This window comes from Rhizobium sp. AN68, assembly GCF_030758035.1.
Taxonomy (GTDB): Bacteria; Pseudomonadota; Alphaproteobacteria; order Rhizobiales; family Rhizobiaceae; genus Agrobacterium; species Agrobacterium tumefaciens.
In genome coordinates this window covers 1,991,514-2,011,750 of sequence record NZ_JARWMI010000003.1, presented here as the reverse complement: position 1 = coordinate 2,011,750, position 20,237 = coordinate 1,991,514, and the positions used below count along the sequence as shown (strand labels likewise).

At 54.7% G+C, this 20,237-nt stretch carries 20 protein-coding genes; 12 read left to right on the top strand and 8 right to left on the bottom strand.

Going from position 1 to position 20,237, the window contains the following annotated elements; all coding sequences use genetic code 11:
- Positions 1-15: 15 nt before the first annotated feature.
- Positions 16-492, bottom strand: a complete 477-nt coding sequence (locus tag RBH71_RS22905; RefSeq protein ID WP_323687522.1) for a TIGR02391 family protein — start codon at positions 490-492, stop codon at positions 16-18.
- A complete protein-coding gene (locus RBH71_RS22900) occupies positions 485-1,159 on the bottom strand; it encodes a DUF5343 domain-containing protein (RefSeq protein ID WP_323687521.1) in 675 nt (224 codons plus the stop codon). The genes RBH71_RS22905 and RBH71_RS22900 overlap by 8 nt, the downstream gene beginning before the upstream one ends.
- 557 nt (positions 1,160-1,716) lie before the next feature.
- Between RBH71_RS22900 and RBH71_RS22895 the strand changes: the two genes are divergently transcribed.
- The 4 genes from RBH71_RS22895 (at position 1,717) to RBH71_RS22880 (ending at position 5,432) form a co-directional block, all read left to right on the top strand.
- Positions 1,717-2,466 (top strand): hypothetical protein, encoded by a 750-nt coding sequence (locus tag RBH71_RS22895; RefSeq protein WP_323687520.1) that lies wholly within the window; start codon positions 1,717-1,719, stop codon positions 2,464-2,466.
- Positions 2,467-2,996: 530 nt separating this feature from the next.
- Positions 2,997-4,184 (top strand): PfkB family carbohydrate kinase, encoded by a 1,188-nt coding sequence (locus RBH71_RS22890; protein ID WP_323687519.1) that lies wholly within the window; start codon positions 2,997-2,999, stop codon positions 4,182-4,184.
- Positions 4,181-4,777, top strand: a complete 597-nt coding sequence (locus RBH71_RS22885; RefSeq protein ID WP_323687518.1) for a 7-cyano-7-deazaguanine synthase — start codon at positions 4,181-4,183, stop codon at positions 4,775-4,777. The genes RBH71_RS22890 and RBH71_RS22885 overlap by 4 nt, the downstream gene beginning before the upstream one ends.
- Before the next feature lie 25 nt (positions 4,778-4,802).
- Positions 4,803-5,432, top strand: coding sequence for a hypothetical protein (locus RBH71_RS22880; protein ID WP_323687517.1), 630 nt, complete (start codon positions 4,803-4,805; stop codon positions 5,430-5,432).
- Between the two features lie 4 nt (positions 5,433-5,436).
- Here RBH71_RS22880 and RBH71_RS22875 read toward each other — a convergent pair whose 3' ends face one another.
- Both RBH71_RS22875 and RBH71_RS22870 read right to left on the bottom strand, forming a co-directional pair.
- A complete protein-coding gene (locus RBH71_RS22875) occupies positions 5,437-6,261 on the bottom strand; it encodes a hypothetical protein (RefSeq protein ID WP_323687516.1) in 825 nt (274 codons plus the stop codon).
- 127 nt (positions 6,262-6,388) lie between these two features.
- Complete coding sequence (locus RBH71_RS22870; protein ID WP_323687515.1) at positions 6,389-7,075, bottom strand: helix-turn-helix transcriptional regulator; 687 nt, start codon at positions 7,073-7,075, stop codon at positions 6,389-6,391.
- A gap of 239 nt (positions 7,076-7,314) precedes the next feature.
- Here RBH71_RS22870 and RBH71_RS22865 point away from each other — a divergent pair, with 239 nt between their 5' ends.
- From RBH71_RS22865 to RBH71_RS22855, 3 genes are read left to right on the top strand one after another with little or no spacing between them, the layout of a single operon-like run.
- Positions 7,315-7,800, top strand: coding sequence for a hypothetical protein (locus RBH71_RS22865; protein WP_323687514.1), 486 nt, complete (start codon positions 7,315-7,317; stop codon positions 7,798-7,800).
- Positions 7,801-7,832: 32 nt separating this feature from the next.
- On the top strand, positions 7,833-8,576 hold the full coding sequence (locus RBH71_RS22860) for a hypothetical protein (RefSeq protein WP_003506635.1): 744 nt from the start codon (positions 7,833-7,835) through the stop codon (positions 8,574-8,576).
- A 12-nt stretch (positions 8,577-8,588) separates the two neighbouring features.
- A complete protein-coding gene (locus RBH71_RS22855; protein ID WP_323687513.1) occupies positions 8,589-9,458 on the top strand; it encodes a hypothetical protein in 870 nt (289 codons plus the stop codon).
- Between the two features lie 20 nt (positions 9,459-9,478).
- Here the strand turns inward: RBH71_RS22855 and RBH71_RS22850 are convergent, their stop codons facing one another.
- Positions 9,479-10,156, bottom strand: a complete 678-nt coding sequence (locus tag RBH71_RS22850; protein ID WP_323687512.1) for an AsnC family protein — start codon at positions 10,154-10,156, stop codon at positions 9,479-9,481.
- A gap of 129 nt (positions 10,157-10,285) precedes the next feature.
- On the opposite strand from RBH71_RS22850, the gene RBH71_RS22845 reads away from it, so the two are divergent.
- Entirely contained in the window at positions 10,286-10,903 is a 618-nt protein-coding gene (locus RBH71_RS22845) for a recombinase family protein (RefSeq protein ID WP_323687511.1), read from the top strand.
- Between the two features lie 40 nt (positions 10,904-10,943).
- Here the strand turns inward: RBH71_RS22845 and RBH71_RS22840 are convergent, their stop codons facing one another.
- Genes RBH71_RS22840 through RBH71_RS22830 form a run of 3 tightly spaced genes read right to left on the bottom strand, consistent with a single transcriptional unit; the run spans position 10,944 to position 14,298 of the window.
- Positions 10,944-11,834 carry a plasmid partitioning protein RepB C-terminal domain-containing protein gene (locus RBH71_RS22840; protein WP_111803383.1) on the bottom strand — a complete coding sequence of 297 codons (891 nt, stop codon included), beginning with the start codon at positions 11,832-11,834 and terminating at the stop codon, positions 10,944-10,946.
- Positions 11,831-12,724, bottom strand: coding sequence for a plasmid partitioning protein RepB C-terminal domain-containing protein (locus RBH71_RS22835; RefSeq protein ID WP_113082016.1), 894 nt, complete (start codon positions 12,722-12,724; stop codon positions 11,831-11,833). The genes RBH71_RS22840 and RBH71_RS22835 overlap by 4 nt, the downstream gene beginning before the upstream one ends.
- A complete protein-coding gene (locus tag RBH71_RS22830) occupies positions 12,721-14,298 on the bottom strand; it encodes a recombinase family protein (RefSeq protein WP_323687554.1) in 1,578 nt (525 codons plus the stop codon). The genes RBH71_RS22835 and RBH71_RS22830 overlap by 4 nt, the downstream gene beginning before the upstream one ends.
- Positions 14,299-14,910: 612 nt before the next feature.
- Here RBH71_RS22830 and RBH71_RS22825 point away from each other — a divergent pair.
- The 4 genes from RBH71_RS22825 (at position 14,911) to RBH71_RS22810 (ending at position 20,209) form a co-directional block, all read left to right on the top strand.
- Complete coding sequence (locus tag RBH71_RS22825) at positions 14,911-16,008, top strand: flagellin (protein WP_323687510.1); 1,098 nt, start codon at positions 14,911-14,913, stop codon at positions 16,006-16,008.
- Between the two features lie 344 nt (positions 16,009-16,352).
- Positions 16,353-16,793, top strand: a complete 441-nt coding sequence (locus tag RBH71_RS22820; protein ID WP_323687509.1) for a hypothetical protein — start codon at positions 16,353-16,355, stop codon at positions 16,791-16,793.
- A gap of 46 nt (positions 16,794-16,839) precedes the next feature.
- Positions 16,840-18,870: an AAA family ATPase gene (locus tag RBH71_RS22815; RefSeq protein WP_323687508.1), complete on the top strand. Its 2,031-nt coding sequence runs from the start codon at positions 16,840-16,842 to the stop codon at positions 18,868-18,870.
- Positions 18,871-20,050: 1,180 nt separating this feature from the next.
- Positions 20,051-20,209 carry a hypothetical protein gene (locus RBH71_RS22810; protein WP_162729492.1) on the top strand — a complete coding sequence of 53 codons (159 nt, stop codon included), beginning with the start codon at positions 20,051-20,053 and terminating at the stop codon, positions 20,207-20,209.
- Positions 20,210-20,237: the final 28 nt, after the last annotated feature.

Here is a 20,237-nt window from a genome sequence, read left to right as displayed (position 1 = left end):
GTTCATCGTTCGCCATTACGGGTATTTCCTCTCCTCGATCCTCCGGAGCAACGTCGAAGCCATGGAAAGATGGTCCAGGCATTGGTCGATGGAGTCATGAATTATCTCATGGCCTCTCGGGTTTCGTATCGCCGACATCGAGCCCGCGAAGATGAACTTGTAACCGCTCTGTTCGTCCTGCTCACTCTGAGAGACCATGTCCGTCAGCTTGATCTTGGTATTTTTGTCCCCAAACGCATTCATCATAAGGCCGTAGCCGCTGTCGTTGACGCCAGAGAGTTTCTTCACGTGCGTGTCGAGGAATTTGAAGGCTTCGAACGTCGCCTGCGAATAGTGACCGTCGTCGAACAGCGTCTTGGACACTACGATGATCGCAGAGTGGATGTTTCGCTCATCGAAAGGATGGACGTCGGGCGTCGACGGCGGGGATATGCTCTGGAAATTCCGCGCTGTTCTGGCAATCCGCTCGAACCGGATCAGGTTCTTAAACATCGATCAGATTGGCCTTTATACTCTTGAAGATGTTGTCGTAGGTCTCCTGCGACCCTTCCGCGGGCAGGTTGATCTCGATGCGCACCGTCAATGCCATGTCTCTTCTCGATGACGTGTGAACGGAAACTGGAGCAGTGGTGGCTTCCGTTGCTGTCTCCGCAGGCTTCACCTTCGCGGGTTTGGGCTTGATGGACTTCGAGTTGCCGTTGGATGATGCCGCACGAGGCTTGGCGGGTGTCGTCTGCTGCTCGTTGCCCGCAAGGACGCTGAAGACCTGAAAGACCCCGGCCTGTCTGCCGCCGATGACTTCACTGGTCTTGTCGTTGGTACGGAAATACGCAGTGAGCTCGGCCTTGCTTAGGGTCCAGGCCTCTTCGCCCCTTATTTCGAAAAGGTCAGTGTAAGCTTCGCGTACCAAAGACGCGAACGCGCTTTCGAATTCACCTTGAGGTAAAAGGAGAACCTCGTGTCCTTTATCGGTCCGCTTGCCTTCTTCGTCGATGATGCCGATGAACTGCAGTGCGTTTATGACATAACTTTCGTTGTTTGAAGCAAGTTGGTACTTCTTGACGGTGTCCGAACTCACGGTTGCGGGGAAATTCTTCCGCAGGAAACCGATCATCTGCGTGATGTTTCCCGGGCCAGAGATATACGGATGCGATGCCATAGATTTCTCCTCGAATCGAATGACCTATAGATCACGCGAGCGCAGGAGTTTCGTCAACTGAAGCAAGCCGTGGTTGCGAAAATGAGGCTGAAGAAACACTCTTCATAACCAGAAATTTCTTGCGGCAATTGAGCCGGTTGGTATTCACGCTCGTAGGTCCAAGCACTCTCGGGTTTAGGACTTCGTTCTGTTTGTCATAAACAGCACTTTGAAGACATGGCACTCCCACATCGATATGCTGAACGAACTTGCTCTTCGACGAGCCAACGATCCTGCGGGCCTCGGTGCAAGAGCCTTCGACTACACGGGGCGTCGGCGCAGAACAGCTGTAGCGGCCGCGCTTCGTGGGTGACCTCGAACGTCAGTTTCGTCGGTCCGTTCAGACTGACATGCTCGGAGACCTTGCGAACGATGGCCGCCAACTTCCCCGCCACCCTGCGTGCGGCCAATACGCGCCAAGGTGTAGAATGACTGGCATCGCTTGTCACTCGGGCGTAATTCGGCAAAATCCTACCGAGGCCATGAGTGACTCGAGGCCATGCGTATTGGGGGCAGATTTGACAGCTCTAAATTTTCTGAACTTGACTGATAACGAACTAGACAAGCCAATCTATCGCATAATGAAGCAGCAGCACGTTATCGACCTTTTCACCGAAAAGCAGAACGTTCTCAGCCAAGTCCATAACTGGAAAGATAAATTTGAAAACTTTCAATTGGCGCTAGGTGGCATCTTGAACGGCGAACGATTTGATTTCGCCCTCAAAAACGACTTTGTAGGCCAGTGCTGGACTAGGGACTATCTGTCGGAGGCCATGTGGGGGATATACGCCAATGATCCCAAGCATCGTTTTCTCCGTATCCGCTCGACCCCTCGTAAACTGCTTACCGCGCTGTCTGACGCACACCGTACGATGCCACAGGACACCTGTTTCCTCGGCAAGGTCGCGTACCGGAAAGAGAAGGACCTGAAAGCGTTCCTTGGTGGAGGCGGATCGCTGTCTATATCGGCTGTGGGATTTGCCCGCACTCTGCTCCTGAAGCGATACACCTTTAAGCATGAGAGCGAAGTGCGGCTGCTCTACTTTGGTAACGCCACCGATTGCGACGAGCGCGGTCTGTACCGATACCCGGTAGACCCCCACGCACTGGTCACGCAGATTATGGCTGACCCAAACAGAAACCGTGCCAACTGGGTGGCGGACAAGGCAGCGATCAAATCCGCAACGGGTTTCACTGGCGAGATAAAAAGATCGAAGGCCTATGACCCACCGGATTGGGCACTGCCAGTTTACACATCTGGCGAGTAGCGGAGAATGTAGTCCTACCAGTCAATCAGGCTTTCGAGATAATTTTTTGGAAGAGGCGACGGATGTATCAGCAGTACAGCCCAATGTTAAAATACAACCTGACCAATTGACTGCCGCTAAAGTAAAGATACTCTGGCTCACCTGCAAAGGAGGAGCTACGAAATGTCTGGATCAGGCCCCAGTAACAGCGATAATAATGACCCGAGGTGGACACCGGCATCGACGACGCCCTCCCTGGGGCAAGGAGGTGGTGGTGGCGGAGCTGCCGCGCCCAACCCTTGCATGTTTACGGAAGAAACCATTCTCGCATCTCCGAACATGGCTGTAGTTAGTACCCTTTCAGTCGGGGCTATTCTGACGGTACTTCAAACTGGGCCACGTGTCGTCGCCCAAGCCCCGACGGGCATAGCAGGTGCAATTACGTCGACTCGCTTGCCAGTCATCATCCAATGCCTGAATGCCGGACAGCAATACCTCGCCCGGGTGACGCAGATCAATGGTGGCGCAGTAACCGTGGAAATCTATCCGGCATGAGCGTGATTGATATTGTTGGTGGTATTTACCGAGAGGAATGCGCCTTTCCATACTGGGATCAGTTGTACGGCTCGGCAGGCCGCGCGACGTCTGCGTTAACCGGACACGTCTCGCGGATTAATCTCCATAGTGCCTTGGCGAATGAGGAACTCGTAACCGCGAACGCAATCTTTACGTCCGAGGAAATCAATCTCCGCATTACTCCCCGGAGACAATCGATCGGTTTCGAATATCTGCATTGCCTTTCGGTGCCAAAGATCAAACCGGGGCGGAATGTTCCGCAAGTGAGCATGCCCCCTGTTTCGGGCGACGTAATCATAAAGTTCGGAATGCTCGAGAGCGATCCAGTCGTGTCAGGTGGTCACGTTATTTACGACCCGCAGTCGTCTCTTAACCCAATACCTTTCTCGGCGTCTGGGTCGGCGGCCGAGCATCTCGCAATCATAGCCAACCGCGGGGAGATACTCGCCCTTGCGAAGTCGGCATCTATCGATGCTGCGATATCCTTCTTGTTCGAAGCCGAAAAGGCAGAAGTGATCGTCGTCAAGGACGGTATAAACGGCGCGTCCGTCTACGAGGCTGCAGGTTCGAACCACGTCCCCGCTTACGTAACGCAGAACGTTTTCACAATTGGGTCAGGTGACGTCTTTGTTGCTGCGTTCGCGCTCGCTTGGGCGATAAATGGAGCGTCACCAGCACAGGCTGCGGACTACGCCAGCCGTTCGACAGCGGACTATGTCGAAACACGCATGCTTCCGATCGGTCCGATGAACTTTGAACCTACTGCGCGTAAGCCTGCGGCAAAGGCAGGCGGCCATATTTATCTCGCCGGACCGTTTAGGGAACTCGGTCAGCGGACGATGATCGACGACGCGAGAGACCAGCTTCAAGGGTTGGGAATGAGCGTCTTCAGCCCCATCCACGATATCGGACCTGGTACAGCGGACATAGTGGTAAAGCAAGACCTTGCCGCGATCATTCAATGCGACGCTGTCTTCGCAATTTTGAACGGGAGCAGTCCCGGAACCGTATTCGAGGTCGGCTACGCGCGCGCCCTTGGAAAACCCGTGTTTTGCGTTGCCCAGAATATGCGTGACGTTGATCTCAAGTTGCCAAAGGGATCGGACGCACATCTCCATCAAGACTATGTCAGCGCGCTTTTCCAGATAGCGTGGCGCTCATGAGGCGGGCCCTCCTCCTGTCAGGCGGCATGGATTCCACATCGATTGCCTACTGGCGTAAACCCGATCTCGCGATCACCATCGATTATGGCCATAAAGCAGCAGCTGGGGAAATCCGTGCAGCCACCGCTGTCTGCGCGGCGCTTGCTATCGAACACAAGATCATTCATTGCGATCTCTCGGCACTCGGGAGCGGTGACCTCGCTGGCACCGCAGCCGACCCCCATGCACCAGCCAGCGAATGGTGGCCCTACCGAAACCAGATGCTAGTCACCATTGCGGCAATGGAGTGCATCAAGCACAAGATCAATGTTCTCGAAATCGGAGCGTTGCGAACCGATGGGTTCCACGTCGATGGCCGTCAGGAGTTTGTGGACGCGTTAAGTGCACTATTGTCGATGCAGGAAGGTGGACTGAGACTGGAGGCCCCCGCGGTCGCCTATTCCGCCGAGGAACTCGTGCAAGTTTCGGGGATACCTATGAATATCCTCGCCTGGTCGCACTCCTGTCACAAGAGCGATTATGCGTGCGGCTACTGTCGGGGTTGCGAGAAGCACTACCTCACAATGAAGGCGATTGGCGTTGTCCCCTATTGATCCGAGCCCTACAGGTAAGATTCCCGTGGTCTCCGAGCCTAGCTGGTACGAACCCAGAAAGCTTGCGATACTTGGCATGGATTGTCAGCCACGGGACTTTGCCGACGTCCTGCGCTCGCGGCGCTCAACCCGACAGATGCAGGTCGCCGCATTGTCTCGGGTGGCATCGGTGGTTCGGGAAGCCCTAAAAAGCGATTTCATCGGGACCGGATCGCATATGGGACGCAAGCTGAAACGCGTGATTTCCGCTGGCGCGCTTCATCCCATCAAGTCTGTCATCATCGACCGCGATGGATATACGGTCTCATACGACGACAACAATGACGCATTCCTCGCTATCAAACCGCGCAAGCTGGACCTCCTCTCAAAGGGGTTGAGGGATTGCGCAACCGTACTCCCATCAGCACACGGTCACGCCATCGCCCTGATGGCCGATGTCCACCTAACATCCACAATATACGAGAACCCGGAGTCATTACTTTGGCGCGACGCTGGCGCTGTTCTGCAAACGCTGGCGCTGGCGAGCGAAGCATACGATCTCGGCTTCTGCCCCCTCGGCATCCTTGGGCAAGACTTCGCTGACGCACTTCTTCCCGAAAACCACCACTATCTCGGTGTCGGGGTCGCACTGATAGGACAGCGCGGTCCAGCGTGAGAAGTCAGAGCGCGAGTTGGAGTTGAGTGGGTGCGGCGATCTTCATCGGCCTTGCAGTCGGCCCGATCCGTCTCATGAAGTCCCAGATGACAGCATCAAGAACACTGGCTCGCACTTTTATAGCCTGCGCGAATTTCAGGAACAGGTCTTCGAGACCGAAGTAGTCTTTAGCGGGATGGGAGTCCGCGTCGAAAACGTTCATCATCACGCAGGCACGATGGAGATGGACGTCTATTATGGCGACTTCGTCCGAATTCAGATGATTTCGGACAACCCACGAAGCGGTCTTTGGGCCGATTCCCGGTAAACCGAGCAGCTGCTCCTCGAGTACGCGCTCAGGGACGGCAATGGAGAAGCTCTTCGCTGTCGCCAAAGAACGGGCTAGGTATGAAGCTTTCTGACCAGCGAACCGGTAGCGTCTCAACTTGCCTTCAACACTGAAAGGTTCGAGCAACCCGTCGAGAATGTCCTGCTCGCTAGCGTGACCATCAAGTAGCCCGTCCTTGCGAAGGCGTTCGAACGCGACCATTCCCATCTCGGCAGGAATTCCATAGCCGCCAAGGAGGCACACTGCGATCTCTTCAAGTAGCGTGTCACCGAGCCGATGATCACGATAGCGGTTGCAACGCATCTGGGCTTCGGACTGGTATTTCCAGAACGCAGGCGTGAAGAGCTCGTCCGGACCGCCCCAGCAGACACCAGGCATAACCTCGTCGATGCTTTCAGGAACTGTGTGTTCCTCAATGTTTCCGTCGATGTTGATCCAGAACCGCTGCATGTTGTTCCCCTCGCGGCTGTTCCCAAAGCATTCGGTGGAACCTCTGTCCATGGAAACTCGCAACATTTCGTTTGCTATCCACGATAACCACAGGAAGCTTGCGCGAGCGGTTCGACCGAAATCGATCCTGCAGGAGGAGGACGCAAGCCACAATCGTATCAGGAGGTCCCTATTGTCGTTACTTTGACTCCGCCATCTTTTCCGCATGCGAAGTCACGAGCATCGCAATCAAATGGACAGTATTGCGGGCACCATACCTGATCTTTAAACGTTCAACTCGGTGTTCTACTGTTCGTGGTGATACGCCGAGAGTCTCCGCGATCTCCCTTGCCGTGGCTCCTTCAATGAGAAGCTGGACGATGGCTTCGTCGGCGACATCCAGTTTCTCGTGTTGTTGAGGCGGGCTAAGTAGGAACTGCGCGTAGGACGATGAGATGACCCATTGCGGTCTCGCCGTATTTTTCTGCGGTATCAGAATACGATCATAACCAAGGTTGACGCCGAATAGCCGCGTTTTCACCAGTTCCATGGATGGCTGCTGCCATTCCATGACCTGGCGAAGTCTCGGAATAACCGCATCCTCCATGTATTTCTGGTCTTTGAAATCCTCGACATAACAGTCGGCGAAAATCTTGTTGATGTTCAAAATACGAGAAGTAAAGCCCGAATGGCGGATGGCTTTCATGTGCCATTTCTTCGGATTGTCGCTTGTTACGGTGAACAGGGTCAGCCGCATCTTGATTGAAAGATGGCCGAGGATATCGTTGTAGACCGTCTCCGGTCTTGCGGCATCTTTGGGGCTGGTTTGGAGCCAGTTGTCTATCATCGTGCGCGTAACCGCACTGAACGGTGTCTCTTTGGCCATTGTCGAAAATATGAAATCCATAAATTGATGTCTGCCAATAGTCGGATTCCATGATGCCGCACAGGGTATTTTTACCCTGGCCTATCAGTGCCATGTTGACGATGTGCCGAAAAACGAAGTCCTGAATTTCGTCGCAGGGTAAATTCCCCCTCGGAAATTCTCTCATCGGTAAGGCGGCTCCCCGATTGTCCGCGACGGGGCGATTTCGGCCCCATCGTATTATCTACAAGGGGCTGGTTTTGACACATACGCATGAAAACCCGATTCCGTCCGTGGACAGGAACAAAGTCGTAATTTCGGCAGTACTGGCTGCGCTCTCGGTTGCGGCAATTTCACTTCCGATCGCCAATCTCAAGGTCATGGGTTTCAGTGGCGGCCTGGCGCTTCCTTCGCCTCATCTTCTTGGCGGCGTCGCATACCTCCTGCCGTTGGCCTTTTTCGCTGGCATCGGCAGCCGACTGGCACCGCAGTTGCGACCATACCAACGGCTCGTCGAGATTGTAGCTCTGGCGGTCGCCGTAGGGAGCGCGATCTACGTCATCGCAACGCTGCTGAATGGCATGAATGAGATGACTAACGCGAATAGGCAAATGTCGCAGATGCTGGGCGCAGCGGCCGCGCGTCAGTTTTCGATGTCTGGCGGACTATCACTGGGCAGCGGTAGCGTCGCACTTGGACTGCTTGTACTCGGCAGCGTGTGGCAGGCCTGGACTGGTCGTCGATAATCGCGAAATCCGCGTTTCTTCTGGAGCATCAAATGAAAAACATCATTTTATCGGCCCTGCTTTTAAGTGCGGCGACGGCGGCTTCCCATGCCGCAGAATTCGACATTAACGGAATGGCGCTCGGCATGAATGCCGATCAGGTTGTCGCCAGGTATCAGGAACTGCGTCCAGACGGCCAATACAGCTTCTCGAAATGGAAGCTTCCGGAAGGCACTGAGTGGGTTGCGAACGGACGGACCTTGTACAATGACCTGAGCCGTCCTGACGACATGGAACACGAACGCATGCAGTTTGCCTTCACGGGGCCCGGAAGCGGCAACAAACTCTTCGCTGTTCGTCGTGAACTGAAATTCAGGCCATCGGAACGTCCCTCCACGGACGCGGTCTATGCAGCAGCCGTGGAAAAATACGGCGAACCGTCATATGCGAACAAAGACGGGAACAGCATCTGGGCGGCTTGGAAATTCACATCTGCCGATGCGCCTGCTGAGAAAATCAAGTCATCGCTCGGCTGTATCGGGACGAATGACTTCCCAGTAGGACTGGATGACCATACCGCGGGAAAAGCCAAAAAGAGCGCGGCCTTCTGCGGCTTGTACATTGAGTTTTCAGTCCGCGGGTCCGAGACCGGTCTCGCAACTGAACTCGACATGGGTATGATGAACCACCTTGATCTCGTCCGTGATTTCGACGTCGACAACCAGGATGCCCGAAAAAGGATAGATGCTGCGAGGGCGAAGAACACGAGTAGCGCCGCTCCCGCACCCAAGCTCTGACAGAGCCCACACTTGAAACCACGTCATGATTTGCGCGGTCGCCTGCCGCCCATGCCGCGCGACACGAGTGCCGACCGCCTTTCCACGGTGGTCGGTATCGTCAAGATCACAGGAGTTCGCTGCATGCAATCGACCGTCATCACATCTATCATCCTGCTGTCGATCTCGGCTTCGACCGCCGCTGCGGACAGGGTTGCTAGCCATGAAGAGTTCCGGGGGCGCTGGTCACGGGACTGCGGCAATGACCAAACCTGCCACCTCGATATCGATGACATGAAATCGAGAACGGTGGTGCGGATCACCTTTTCAATCGAGGGCAAGGGGTCAGCGTGCACATGGTCGGTTGATGCGGTCTTTGACAAGGGGTTCGGAGGCCCTGTGGCTAGAGACCCCTACGGCAACTACTATTTCTATCTGACGCGTCAAAAAGACGGTCGCCTCTATTCATCCGGCACGATGTTGCCGGCCTGCGGCCCTCAGCCGACCGATCAATACTTCACCTCGGACGCGCAGACGTCGGTCGACAACCGTGAAGTCTTCGACCACAACGGATCGGCGGTGATCGTATCACCCAGTAAGGGAACCATCATCTATCGCGATCCCAAAAAGTCGATCGCTGGCACCGTCAAACCAGGTGCTTTACTATTCAAAGCCAACGCGCCTTGGGACCCGTACAACGATAATGCTGTGATCCGCGGAAACGCTTATGTCTTCAAGGATGGCTGCGATCCTGCTCAGTATAGGGTTTCTGGCCATCAGCAAGGATGGCACACCCTTGTTTTAAAAGGGGCTGCGCCTGTGCGGGAGAAAAACGGGTGCAGGGTTGTCGACTACAATATGAACAGTAATTCCACCCTCAAGTTTGTCAGTTGGGGCGACTGATCCGTCACGAGATGCGGCCGTCACATTCTCATGGTCAACAGCGGAACAATCGATTTCACCCCGGCGCGAGCCTTCATCCGTTCAATACGGTGTTCCACCGTCCTCGGCGACAACTCTAGCAGATTGCCGACCTCGCGCGCGGACAGCCCTTCTCGCAGTAGCTGGATAATTGACAGATCAATGTCGTCGAAACGAACGTCTTGCACGACGGCTGAGATGGAGTGGACCTCACAGAGAATGACACACCACGCCTTTTTTGCCGACGGATCGGGCACGACGATGCCGCTGGCGACAACCCGTGCATCCTGAAATACTCGATCGATCCTTCCAGTAATCGGTCGCCCGTCTCCGACCGCCTTTTCGCAGGCTTCAATAATGTGTCGCTCGAGACCCCTCGAAACGTCACGGAGGCTACCGGCCGCTTGGAGACCTATGGCGTCTACCAGACTCGTTGGAATCCCATATTGTTGGACGAAATCCATGTACCAGTCGGGCGGTGCTCTCGCCATGTCAACGACGATTAACGCCATGTTGACTTTGAGGAGGTCTTTCACGGAGCGGCAGATTACGTCTGAAGAGACCGATTGGCTCGAGCTTTCCAGCCACGCGTCCGTGAGTCGCCTCACGAGATCGGAAAATGAGACATTAGGCTTCAATTGATGTCCGTCAAAGCGGACAGAAACGAACGGTTTTGTCACGACGGACGGGAGGTTGTCGTTCTACGCGTAATTGCCTCTCATTGTTAAATTCAAGACTTGAACGAGAGACTGAATGCCCCTCCCGCGAAACCGTTCGTTTCTGTCAAGTCGTGATCTGGAATGTGTGAAATGGAAGGCTTCATCGGCAACATGACAAGGATCGGTTACGCGCGCGTTTCAACTGTTGACCAGCATCTTGATTTACAGAGAAACGCACTACGTCTGGCGGGATGTAACCGTATATTCGAAGATCACGGTGTGTCGGGGAGCAACGAACAACGTGGTGGCTTGTCTTCGATGCTGAAGGCGCTTCGACGCGGAGATATTCTGGTTGTATGGAGACTTGATCGTCTCGGACGATCAATCATTCACCTGATCTCCATGGTCGAATCCCTGAAGCGCCGTGGGATAGGCTTGGTTTCCCTGACGGAGAGCATAGACACGTCGTCGGCGGGAGGTCAGTTGATATTTCACATTCTCGCGGCCCTTGCGGAATTCGAGAAGTCATTGATCCGGGAGCGAACGATCGCCGGCATTGCGGCTGCGAAGGCGCGAGGGAAATTACCCGGGCGGCGTCCCGCGCTAACCGAGGTGCAATGCATGGAAATCCGTGCTACGCTAAATTCTGGTGTATCACTCCGGGAAGTTGCTAGAAATTACAACGTCCATCCTCGGACCGTGCTCAGAGGAATCAGCCGCTTGGCTCGAAGTAAACCACAGGCCCGTGGCGAAACCATCTCGGGATAGCCAGATTATCAAAATAGCGATTGATGCCGCCAATCGTTTGTTACGCTGCCTTCCGAAGATCGGCGATCTTCTGAAATTCGGACAAGATGTCCGGGTGGAACTGCGCAAGATATCTCACCACACGAGCATTCCCTAGCAATTTTCCGAGATAACCAGAAGCGAGAACAAGGTCTAGGTGATCGGCTCCGTAGTCCTGTTCTATGGTTTTGAATTCCCGGTCGAGCGTCGCGGCCTCGCGTTCCATAAGCTCAATTTGTTGTTCGCTTAATCCGCCAATTTTTTTCTTCGGATTTAAAAGCATGTTGTCTGGCGTCGAGGCCACAAGTGACTTTGCATACGTTACCGTGAATTTGTTCATCGCGATCATCAATTGGGCGGCCTCGAGCTGACGCATCGACTTCATCTTTTTGAGTTCACCAATCGTGTTTAACGGGACGTGCTTTTCCTTCAGCATATCTACGACTTCGTCGCATAACCCACCAATCAGAGTTTTCTTGTGGCGGATACTGGAAATATTAACGTCCAGTACTCGTGCCAAACGCTCCTCGGGAACACCTTTCTCGATCGCTTTCAAAATCATCTTGTGTTCCTGTATGGTCGCCAGACGGCTGACGCGGCGATTGTATGTGTAGGCCTCGTCTTCGGTACCTACCAAGCACACCACTTCTGTTTCGCCATTTCTGGCCAGGACATCTACTCGGATATGACCGTCAAGAAGATGAAACTTGTCAGGAACCTCCCTGTCCCGAATTACGACCGGAGGCTCAATGATGCCCAACTCGGCAATCGAGGCTGCGATCTGTGCATATTTGACCGATTTCAGAGTTGATGCGCTGAGCTGCTTGAGAGGCATAATTTCATCGATAGGAATTCTGAGGCTCGTGTTCTCGAACGATAGTGATACGAGAGGTTTTCGAGAGGTGGGACTCACGAGAACGTTCCTTCTTGGTGTTCCAGTTTCGAAGCCAGGGCTTCCGGAAGGGTGACCAGGTGTTCTTCCGACAGTATGCCGGTGAACTGTGTGTCGGCGAGGAGTTTTCTCAAGGCTTCCGTTATGAACGTAAGGCGCGCCTTGGCGGCCTCAGCTCTCCGGATCAGCATCCGCTTGCGATCAACATCTTCCTGAAAAGCTTTAACCAGCGCTTCGGACGACAGCGGTTGAGACCTTGATTTGATACTAAACTTCAGACCTTTGCCACGTCGGCGGCGTTGTTCGACAATGCGCTTCGCGGCCATCAATTTTTTACCGCGTAGCAATTTGTTTTCGTACGCGTTTTGGAGGGCGGCCTGTACTTCGTGTTCCTCGGCTTCGGCAATTTGAACAGCGACACTGAAGGGTATCTGGCCAGTCTCGACCGACCGCAGCAGTCGCTCCTCACCTTTTTCCATGAGCCGAACAACGGCGTGGACGTATTCCGGCGTCAGACCTGTCAGGCGGGCAATCTCAGGTATGCTGTGACCTCGTCCTTTCATCGCGCCAATGTCATGGAGATAATCGATAGCACGATGCTGACGCCGAGCGCAGTTCTCCACAATACTGGCAATCAGGCAGTCCTCTTTGTTCGCGCTGACGACGAGCGCCGGAACGTATTCCTGACCGAGTTCCTGGAAGGCTTCCAGGCGTCCCTGACCACACACAAGGTCGTAAAACGGGCCGCCGGCCTCCATACGACGGGTCACTGTAATCGGCCGTTTCAGACCGATCTGTCCAATGTTGGTGACAATTTCTTTGAAGTGCTTTCTGTTTCGAATACGCGGGTTCACGACCGTGATGCGGTCAATGGGGATCATTTCCACCTTTTGTGCAGGAACAGCGGTCATCGAGCTACCTCCATAAATGGGCGTCGCTTTGCCATCGCGTAAAATTTGGAGAGGCCGTCGCAACGATATGCGTCAAACGACAGCCCATTGAACTCGCATAGTCTCAACACGGCGTCGCGTATGTCCAGCAATGGCAGCAGGTAGTAATCTCGCGCATCGACATTGTTGAGGCCCATGCGGACGACCACGGTGATGTCGGGTCGGAGGGCACTGTCGAGGCGCACCTTCCAGCGTAACGCCCCAGACGCGGTTTGAATGCATCGAACAATTACGATCGAGGCGGAGAACTCCTGGTTTATTGTCAAAAGGTCCGTTTCCGCTGCCTGCTGAACGATACCCCCAGCTAGACGAATGCCATCGATCACCTCTTTTAGTACCAATGGATGCATTCTTCGGAGTGCTCGGTTGATTTCAAGATATCGGTAATCACGATCAGGCACGAAACCGACCAGCGCGTAGGCTCTTAGCAGGCTGCCGAAGCGATGGGCATATGAACTACTTGATGGGCAGTCCTCTGCCTCGTCAATTATCAAGCCGGAGAGATAGCCTTGTTGACCGAGCACCGTAGCGAGTTTCCGCAGCATATCATCGTCGGAAAGGCGGTCAGATCGAGATGCGATGATTGTCCTTGCTTGTAAAAAAACACCTTTCGAAACGATGTTGGTGAAAACATCGTCGGCACGTATCCAAGCCTCCTCGGGATTGTGGACGTGCGCCTGTTTGAGCTTGAAAGAGGTGCGTCCCCAGACATTGTTGCCGACGTACTTCTCGTTGATCAGGACCTGATGGATGGTACCTCTTGTCCATTCACGATCCCAGTCTGTTAGCACCCCTTCTTCGTTGAGAATGGCTGCAATTTCGGCTTCGGATTTTTCGTGATTTACAAAGAGATCGTATATCCTTCGGACAATTGCCAATTCCCGCTCTGGACCGGGCACGAGGATGACGCGGTCAGTCGCGATGCTTTTATGCTGTCCGCGAGCGAGTTCGCCTTTGCTGTTGCCACTCTGGTCGATGAGCTGGCGGCGAAGACCGAAGCCTGGCGCGCCGCCTTGTCTGTAACCCAGGCGGATGAGATTTGCTTGACCGTTGAACACCTTGACGGACAGCTCGCGGCTGTACTCACCTGCCATCGCCCGTTTCACGGTTTTGATAATAGATGACCCCATACTGCCGTCGTTTTCAAACTGCTCCGCGCAATAATGGACGAGAATGCCGTGCCGCTTGCAGCGCAATTCCACTTCGGCTGCTTCATCGGGGTCTTGAAAACGTCCCCATCTGCTCACGTCGTAAACGAGAATGACCCTGTAGTTCGCACGGCCGCCTTCGACGTCCGAGAGCAAATTTTGCAATGCGTCGCGTCCTACTAGACGAAGTCCACTTTTTCCTTCGTCGGCATAGGATCGAACGATCTCGAAGCCGTGTTTTTCGGCATAACGCCGTATCACCGCCATCTGATTGTCAGTCGAGTACTTCTGATGTTCGGTGGACATACGAACATAAGTTGCGGCAGGAACCTTGCTGGTGTCGGACGTCGCCGTCTGGCCGCCCTTCTGACTCCAATCAATGACCATCATTTGTCACGAATTCTCGATAACGGTTGCTGGGGGCAACAGAAGTATATCTCGAAGAGGTTGGAAACATGGTTCGGACAACGGGCACAAATGTTCCGCCTAATGCGGCGGAGATTCGGCGCGAATATACGCTTGCTATAGCTCGGGCACTTCGCACCGAACTTGGTAACAGCGCTCGCGCAGCAAAAACGATCATGAAATGGACCGGAGCAAGTGAACGGGCCGCAAAATACTGGCTTGCTGGCGCTCGAGCGCCGAATGGTTCGCAACTTGTTCTTCTTGCGAAAAATTCCGACGCAGTTCTTCATGAGTTCCTGAATTTATCCGGCCGTGACTTGTTCAAAATCTCTATCGAGCTGGAGGCGGCGGAGGTTGCTTTGGCGAGGGCTAGCGCCGTTATCCGAGCGTTGCGACCCGATAGCCAGTAGCTTCTCCGTGGCAACCAAATTGAAAGCTACGGACTTGGTGAAATGGAGGAAGTGCACGGGAAATCTTCGCGAGAGGGTATTTCTACCTTCCTGATTTGCCGCAGTTGTTAACGCCGATATCCGAAATCTGTCATTGAAGCCGGCATACGGCTTCAATGTTCCAAATTGCAGATACGGATATTGAATGACGAGCATCCTGACAAACGTTTCGGCAATGACGGCGTTGAGTACGCTTCGCGGGATCGGCGAGCAGCTCTCCAGCGCGTCGCAGCAGATGTCGTCGGGCCTCCAGGTGGCAAAGGCGGCCGACAACGCCGCCTATTGGTCGATATCGACGACGATGCGGTCGGACGTCAAGGCGATGGGTGTCATCACCGACAGCCTCGGGCTGGCCATGGGGATCGTGGATACCGCATATGCGGCGATGGAAACCGTCAGGCAATCCTTCGTCGAGATCAGGAACCTCGCCATCACCGCCAGCGACATGCCTCAGCCTGGAATGAAGGATGCCATCAAGCCGACCTTCAGTCTCGATCCGGAATACGCCCAGCCGGATGTCTACAAGATCGACGTGAGGATACAGCAGCTTCAGGACCAGGCGAGGGCGGCGATGCTGTCGGCGTCTTTTGCGGGCGTGAATATGATCTACCACGGCAAGAACGAGGACGTTAAGGCGAGCGAGCAGGTATTCTCCTTCGTCATCGGATACGCGGATGGCGGGGTACAGACGATGGACGTCAGTGCCATGGACACCCTGCTTCTGAACGACGACTTCGGTAGCTTTCCGACAACCTATCCAGGGGAGTTTAACCCGGAGCAGACCCTGTTCGACGGCAGCGACATCATCGACGCGCCGGGATCGTTCACCCCTGCGGCGATCTACTGGTTCAACATCCCCGTCTCAAATCCCGCGGGTGATCCGGAAGCCTACCCGGTCAGTCCCACCTACATCCTCCAGTCGATCGAAAACCATGTCGCCCGCTTCGGATCGGACAGGCAGGGCCTCTACAGCAACCTCGTCGCCGGCATCGACAGCAAAATCCAGCAGCTGACCTCCAAGATGGCCTACGTGGGGTCGGTGCAGTCGTCGCTTGACTTGTACGACGAGAACAACAGGAAGCGGATCGACGCCGCGACACGGGGCATCGGAAGGCTCGTGGATGCTGACATGGAGGTGACGGCGGTCAAGCTGAGGGCGCTGGAGACCCAGCAGCAACTGGCGATCAATGGACTGCAAATCGCCAATTCCCAACCATCGACACTTCTACAGCTTTTCCAATAGCAATTTTCGACGCAATAAAAATCTGAAGGGACGTATTGACCTTTCGATGTTTGTTCACTAATTGTTCTCGCATGCAAAAGATGACCCACCTCATACGAATAGGTTGATTCCGTTTCGCTGCGACAATCGCGGCGATGATCAGCCACGTTTAGTCTGAGGTTTTTAATATGGGTATCGCACAGCGCGCGAGATCGGTTCGCGCCAGCCGTCAGTCGGCGTCCATCCGTACATTTGCTCCCGCCGCCACTATCAAATGCGAGGGTCCATCGATTTTTCGGTCCCAAGTTGCGCGTGACACCGCCTGTCTGCTGGATGTCAATCCAGCCGTCGTTTCGTGGCACTGCATGCCTGTTTCTCTGGATTGTGGCACAGTAGCTCACGTCCCCGATTTCGGCATCGTCAACTACGACGGTGGAAGGATGCTTGTCGACAGTCCGGACAGGGTGTTGCCTATCGACACCGACGGAATTGCGGCGGCTGCCGAGACAGCGGGCTCGCATTATCGCCGTCTGCTTGCCGATGAAGTCTACGAGGGGCCGCGCCTTCAAAATGCCAAGGACCTGCTGTCCTACGGCGGTCACGGTCTGGCGCTGGGAGACCGGCTGCGGGTGCTCGCAACCCTAAACGATTACGGCAATCTAACAGTCGCCGAGTGCCTGACGATTTTTACCGAAACCAAGCCAATCGCCGGACTGGCCCAGATGATCCTGCACGGTTTCGTCGAAGTCGATCTCGACACGGAATTACTCGGCCCGGAGACCATGGTGCGGAAAATACGGACCTGACCGTCTCGTCAGCGTCACCATTATTCTCCGTGTTCCGAGGTATCCAATGCAGTCCTATACAGCCAATCTTATGGGCAACCGCGATCCGTACTACCGCTCGAAATACGAGCTGACCCTGCCGACACATCTTGCGATCATCGCAATGTCGCGATCAATCCGATGGTTTCTGAGAAGGCGTTCGTCGTTCGTGGCAGCTTTCATCATGCCGCCGAAAGCGGATGTTCATGCTTACAAGATGGCCGCAAAGTGGTTGCTTGAGGGGACAGTGCCGGAGAGTGGCGAACACGGCAACAACTATGTCCTCGTCGTTGACGAGGAGACTGACCTTGCCGATGATTTCGAGGCCTTCAGGAAACTGCGAGAACTCAAGCGGGCAATCATTCTTCTCCAGGACGGCGACCTTGTCACCGATGAGGTCCGCATCGCCGCTGATATCGTGGTCTCTTTGGCCCTGCCGGCTCCAACCGATTACCAGATCGCGGGCCGACGGATGGGGTTCGGGAATATTACGGAAGCGGACGCCGAGTTTTTGGCAAATCAATCCCCTAAGCGTACCGAACTCGGTTTGCGACGCGGACGATCCATCGCCGCCAGCCTTGGACGTCTTCGCCGGTATCCGCAACCCGAAAAGGAAACACGTTCTTCTGACGCTTCATCGTCTGGTCCGACACTGCACGATCTGTCCGGATACGGTGATGCAAAAACATGGGGCCTCGAACTTGCCGAAGACTTGGCGGCGTGGAAAGCGGGCAACCTTGCGTGGGATGCCGTTGATCGCGGCATTCTGCTTTCGGGCGCACCCGGGTCCGGCAAGACGTCCTATGCAGCGGCGCTTGCAAGGACTTGCGGCGTGCCGTTGATCCTCGGTTCCGCGGGACGATGGCAGGCAACCGGTCATCTCGGCGACATGCTGAAAGCAATGCGGAAAACATTTTCAGAGGCTGCAATGCAAGCGCCATCGGTCTTATTGGTTGATGAATTCGACAGTTTCACCAGCCGTGATGACAGAACCGGCAGCAGCGACAACTACCATCGTCAGGTGATCAACGCGCTTCTGGAACTGTTGGACGGAGCACAGTCACATGAAGGCGTTGTCGTCATCGGTGCGACAAACTATCCGGACATCATCGATCCAGCGCTTCTTCGAGCGGGGCGGCTGGAACGTCACTTCTCCATTCCTTTTCCGGATGCGATGGCGCGCCACGACATCCTTCGCTTCTATCTCCGGGGAGACCTTGTCGACGACGTACTGGACGGCGTGGTGGCAGCAAGCGACGGCTGGTCTGGTGCCGACATCGAACGGTGCGTCCGGGATGCTCGCCGTATTGCGCGACGGGCAAGGCGTCTGATGGTGCTTGCTGATCTCATCTCCGCCATGCCGCCAGTCGTGCCGGTTCCGATGACAATGCAACGGTGCGTGGCCGCGCACGAGCTCGGCCATGCGATCCTCGGTGTTTTGCTCGAGGCGGACCCACTCGTATCGGTCTCAATCGAGAGAACCATTCAGGTTGGCAGCCTATCACAATCTTTGGGCCACACGAAGTTCGAGGAGCGGTTATTTAGTCGGAAGACTTCAACGTACTTCCGAAACAAGATTGCTACACTGCTGGGTGGCATCGCGGCCGAAGAAGTGCTGTTCGGTGAATATGGAAATGGGGCCGGCGGCGATCCCTCGGCGGACCTCAACCGTGCGACTGATCTAGCGACCATGACGGAGATCAAGTGGGGTCTCGGGAAGACTTTGTCTGTCGAGCCCGGCGACAGCCCTCGTGAGTTGTCGGCATTCCGTCATCGCCGCAAGGGTCTCCACAAGTCCGTCGAAGCCACATTGCAGACAGAGTTTCGGCGCGCGAAATCCCTGCTTGAGGAACACCGGGATATCCTTCTTGATCTTCATGCCAGTCTTTTGCGGAAAGGTAGTTTGCAGGCTGACGTGATCAGGGCTGCAATGGGGCTTACCGGGGATCGTAACCCCGTGAATGGCAGTACCATGGCTATCGAGAAACCAATTTCGAAGTCTAAAAATATGTGCCTCTCCGCCAGAATTTTGGGCTCGGTCCCCTCAGAAGGACATTGAGCGACAGGATAATTGGAAGACTTCGAATATGGTTAATATTTCTCTTCAATCGTCCGTACCGGCATAGGTTGTAGATCAGACGTTGTTGCGATTTTCCCGTCGCAGAATTCGGTAAGGATTTAATTCAAGTATTCGACCACGCGAGTTCTTGAATTGTCGCCATCAGGGAATTTCACGGGAGTTCCTTGCGATCACAGTACACGAGATGTGCTCGAGAGGAATTGCAAAGGATTCGACATGTTGCTTACAGACAGGATTTCGAAACATCGGCTTGTGCACTTCGAAGGCAAGATTTGCTTTCACCGCTTTCCTTCGGACCAGGCTGAAGCGCTGCTCCGGTGGACATTTGGCGTTTCGTCCGCTGATGCCCCAACGAACGTTGCCGCGATGCCGCGGCAACGTTCGAATCCTTGGTCTCGATCTCTGGTCTCCTTTGTCGGCACCCCAAATGCTTTGCGTAGGTTGCAACGAAAAACCGAAGGCATGCAGACAAGGATTCAGCAAGGAGTTCTAGGATTTCTCTTAAAAATCAACCTCGTCTGCGAGTTCTTGAATTTCCTTAGGCCGCTGAAGAATACTAGAAAGCAACCAAAATCGAGTGGACGCGTAATGGTTGAAATCAGAACGATCTGGGGCCGATCCACTCATCTGATGCGTTTTTAAGGGAGCTTGTACATGCCCTGCAGTCACGCTTATATCGCTTTCAACGACGCCACGGCGCACTCTCACAAGTGCCTCCTTGCACTGTCGGAAATGAAAATGGGCCGCCCGGCAAGGCGACCCATTTTAGAGTGGCTGGACCTGTTACAGCAGGTGTCAGCCAAATGGCTCCAACTAGAAGGAAAAAAGCCATGGCGAACAGTTACCCCGGCTAGCGGGTCAATTCAACAGGAAAACCGGCAACTTGGGCTGATGACGCGTAAAGCGTTAATGGCGCTGGCAAAGCCGTGTCTTCCAGCGGATCGCCTGTTGGTTTCCGGAGCACTTGTCGCGGAAACCGGAGACGTGGCGGAGGTCCAGGTGACGGTACGAATAGACGGGCGGCGCAGGCCGCTTGCTTCAGCTCCGTCCTGATCCCCGCCACCGCGCGGTAACGCTCGAAGCTTCACCGAAATCGCGGCGAAAGCCGTATCTTATTCAACCCGTCGTCGCCGACGAACGGGCATGGAAGGACTTTGCCATGTATCTCGTAAAGAAAACTCTCAACGAATGCCTCCACCTCGGTTCCATGGACTTCGATCTCGAGGGTCTCGCTCAGATCAGCGCTGTCGAACTCGAAGAAGAACTGCGCCGCATGATCTGCTCGGTCTCTGATCGTCCGGGCCGCAACGGTTTGTAATCCTAACTCAACAGCAATGGCAGCGCCG

Bases quoted from the DNA above. Each gene is read 5' to 3' on its own strand.
- RBH71_RS22905 (WP_323687522.1), bottom strand. From the start codon at position 492: ATGTTTAAGAACCTGATCCGGTTCGAGCGGATTGCCAGAACAGCGCGG.
- RBH71_RS22900 (WP_323687521.1), bottom strand. From the start codon at position 1,159: ATGGCATCGCATCCGTATATCTCTGGCCCGGGAAACATCACGCAGATG.
- RBH71_RS22890 (WP_323687519.1), top strand. From the start codon at position 2,997: ATGAGCGTGATTGATATTGTTGGTGGTATTTACCGAGAGGAATGCGCC.
- RBH71_RS22885 (WP_323687518.1), top strand. From the start codon at position 4,181: ATGAGGCGGGCCCTCCTCCTGTCAGGCGGCATGGATTCCACATCGATT.
- RBH71_RS22875 (WP_323687516.1), bottom strand. From the start codon at position 6,261: ATGGACAGAGGTTCCACCGAATGCTTTGGGAACAGCCGCGAGGGGAAC.
- RBH71_RS22870 (WP_323687515.1), bottom strand. From the start codon at position 7,075: ATGGCCAAAGAGACACCGTTCAGTGCGGTTACGCGCACGATGATAGAC.
- RBH71_RS22860 (WP_003506635.1), top strand. From the start codon at position 7,833: ATGAAAAACATCATTTTATCGGCCCTGCTTTTAAGTGCGGCGACGGCG.
- RBH71_RS22845 (WP_323687511.1), top strand. From the start codon at position 10,286: ATGGAAGGCTTCATCGGCAACATGACAAGGATCGGTTACGCGCGCGTT.
- RBH71_RS22835 (WP_113082016.1), bottom strand. From the start codon at position 12,724: ATGACCGCTGTTCCTGCACAAAAGGTGGAAATGATCCCCATTGACCGC.
- RBH71_RS22830 (WP_323687554.1), bottom strand. From the start codon at position 14,298: ATGGTCATTGATTGGAGTCAGAAGGGCGGCCAGACGGCGACGTCCGAC.
- RBH71_RS22825 (WP_323687510.1), top strand. From the start codon at position 14,911: ATGACGAGCATCCTGACAAACGTTTCGGCAATGACGGCGTTGAGTACG.
- RBH71_RS22820 (WP_323687509.1), top strand. From the start codon at position 16,353: ATGCCTGTTTCTCTGGATTGTGGCACAGTAGCTCACGTCCCCGATTTC.
- RBH71_RS22815 (WP_323687508.1), top strand. From the start codon at position 16,840: ATGCAGTCCTATACAGCCAATCTTATGGGCAACCGCGATCCGTACTAC.
- RBH71_RS22810 (WP_162729492.1), top strand. From the start codon at position 20,051: ATGTATCTCGTAAAGAAAACTCTCAACGAATGCCTCCACCTCGGTTCC.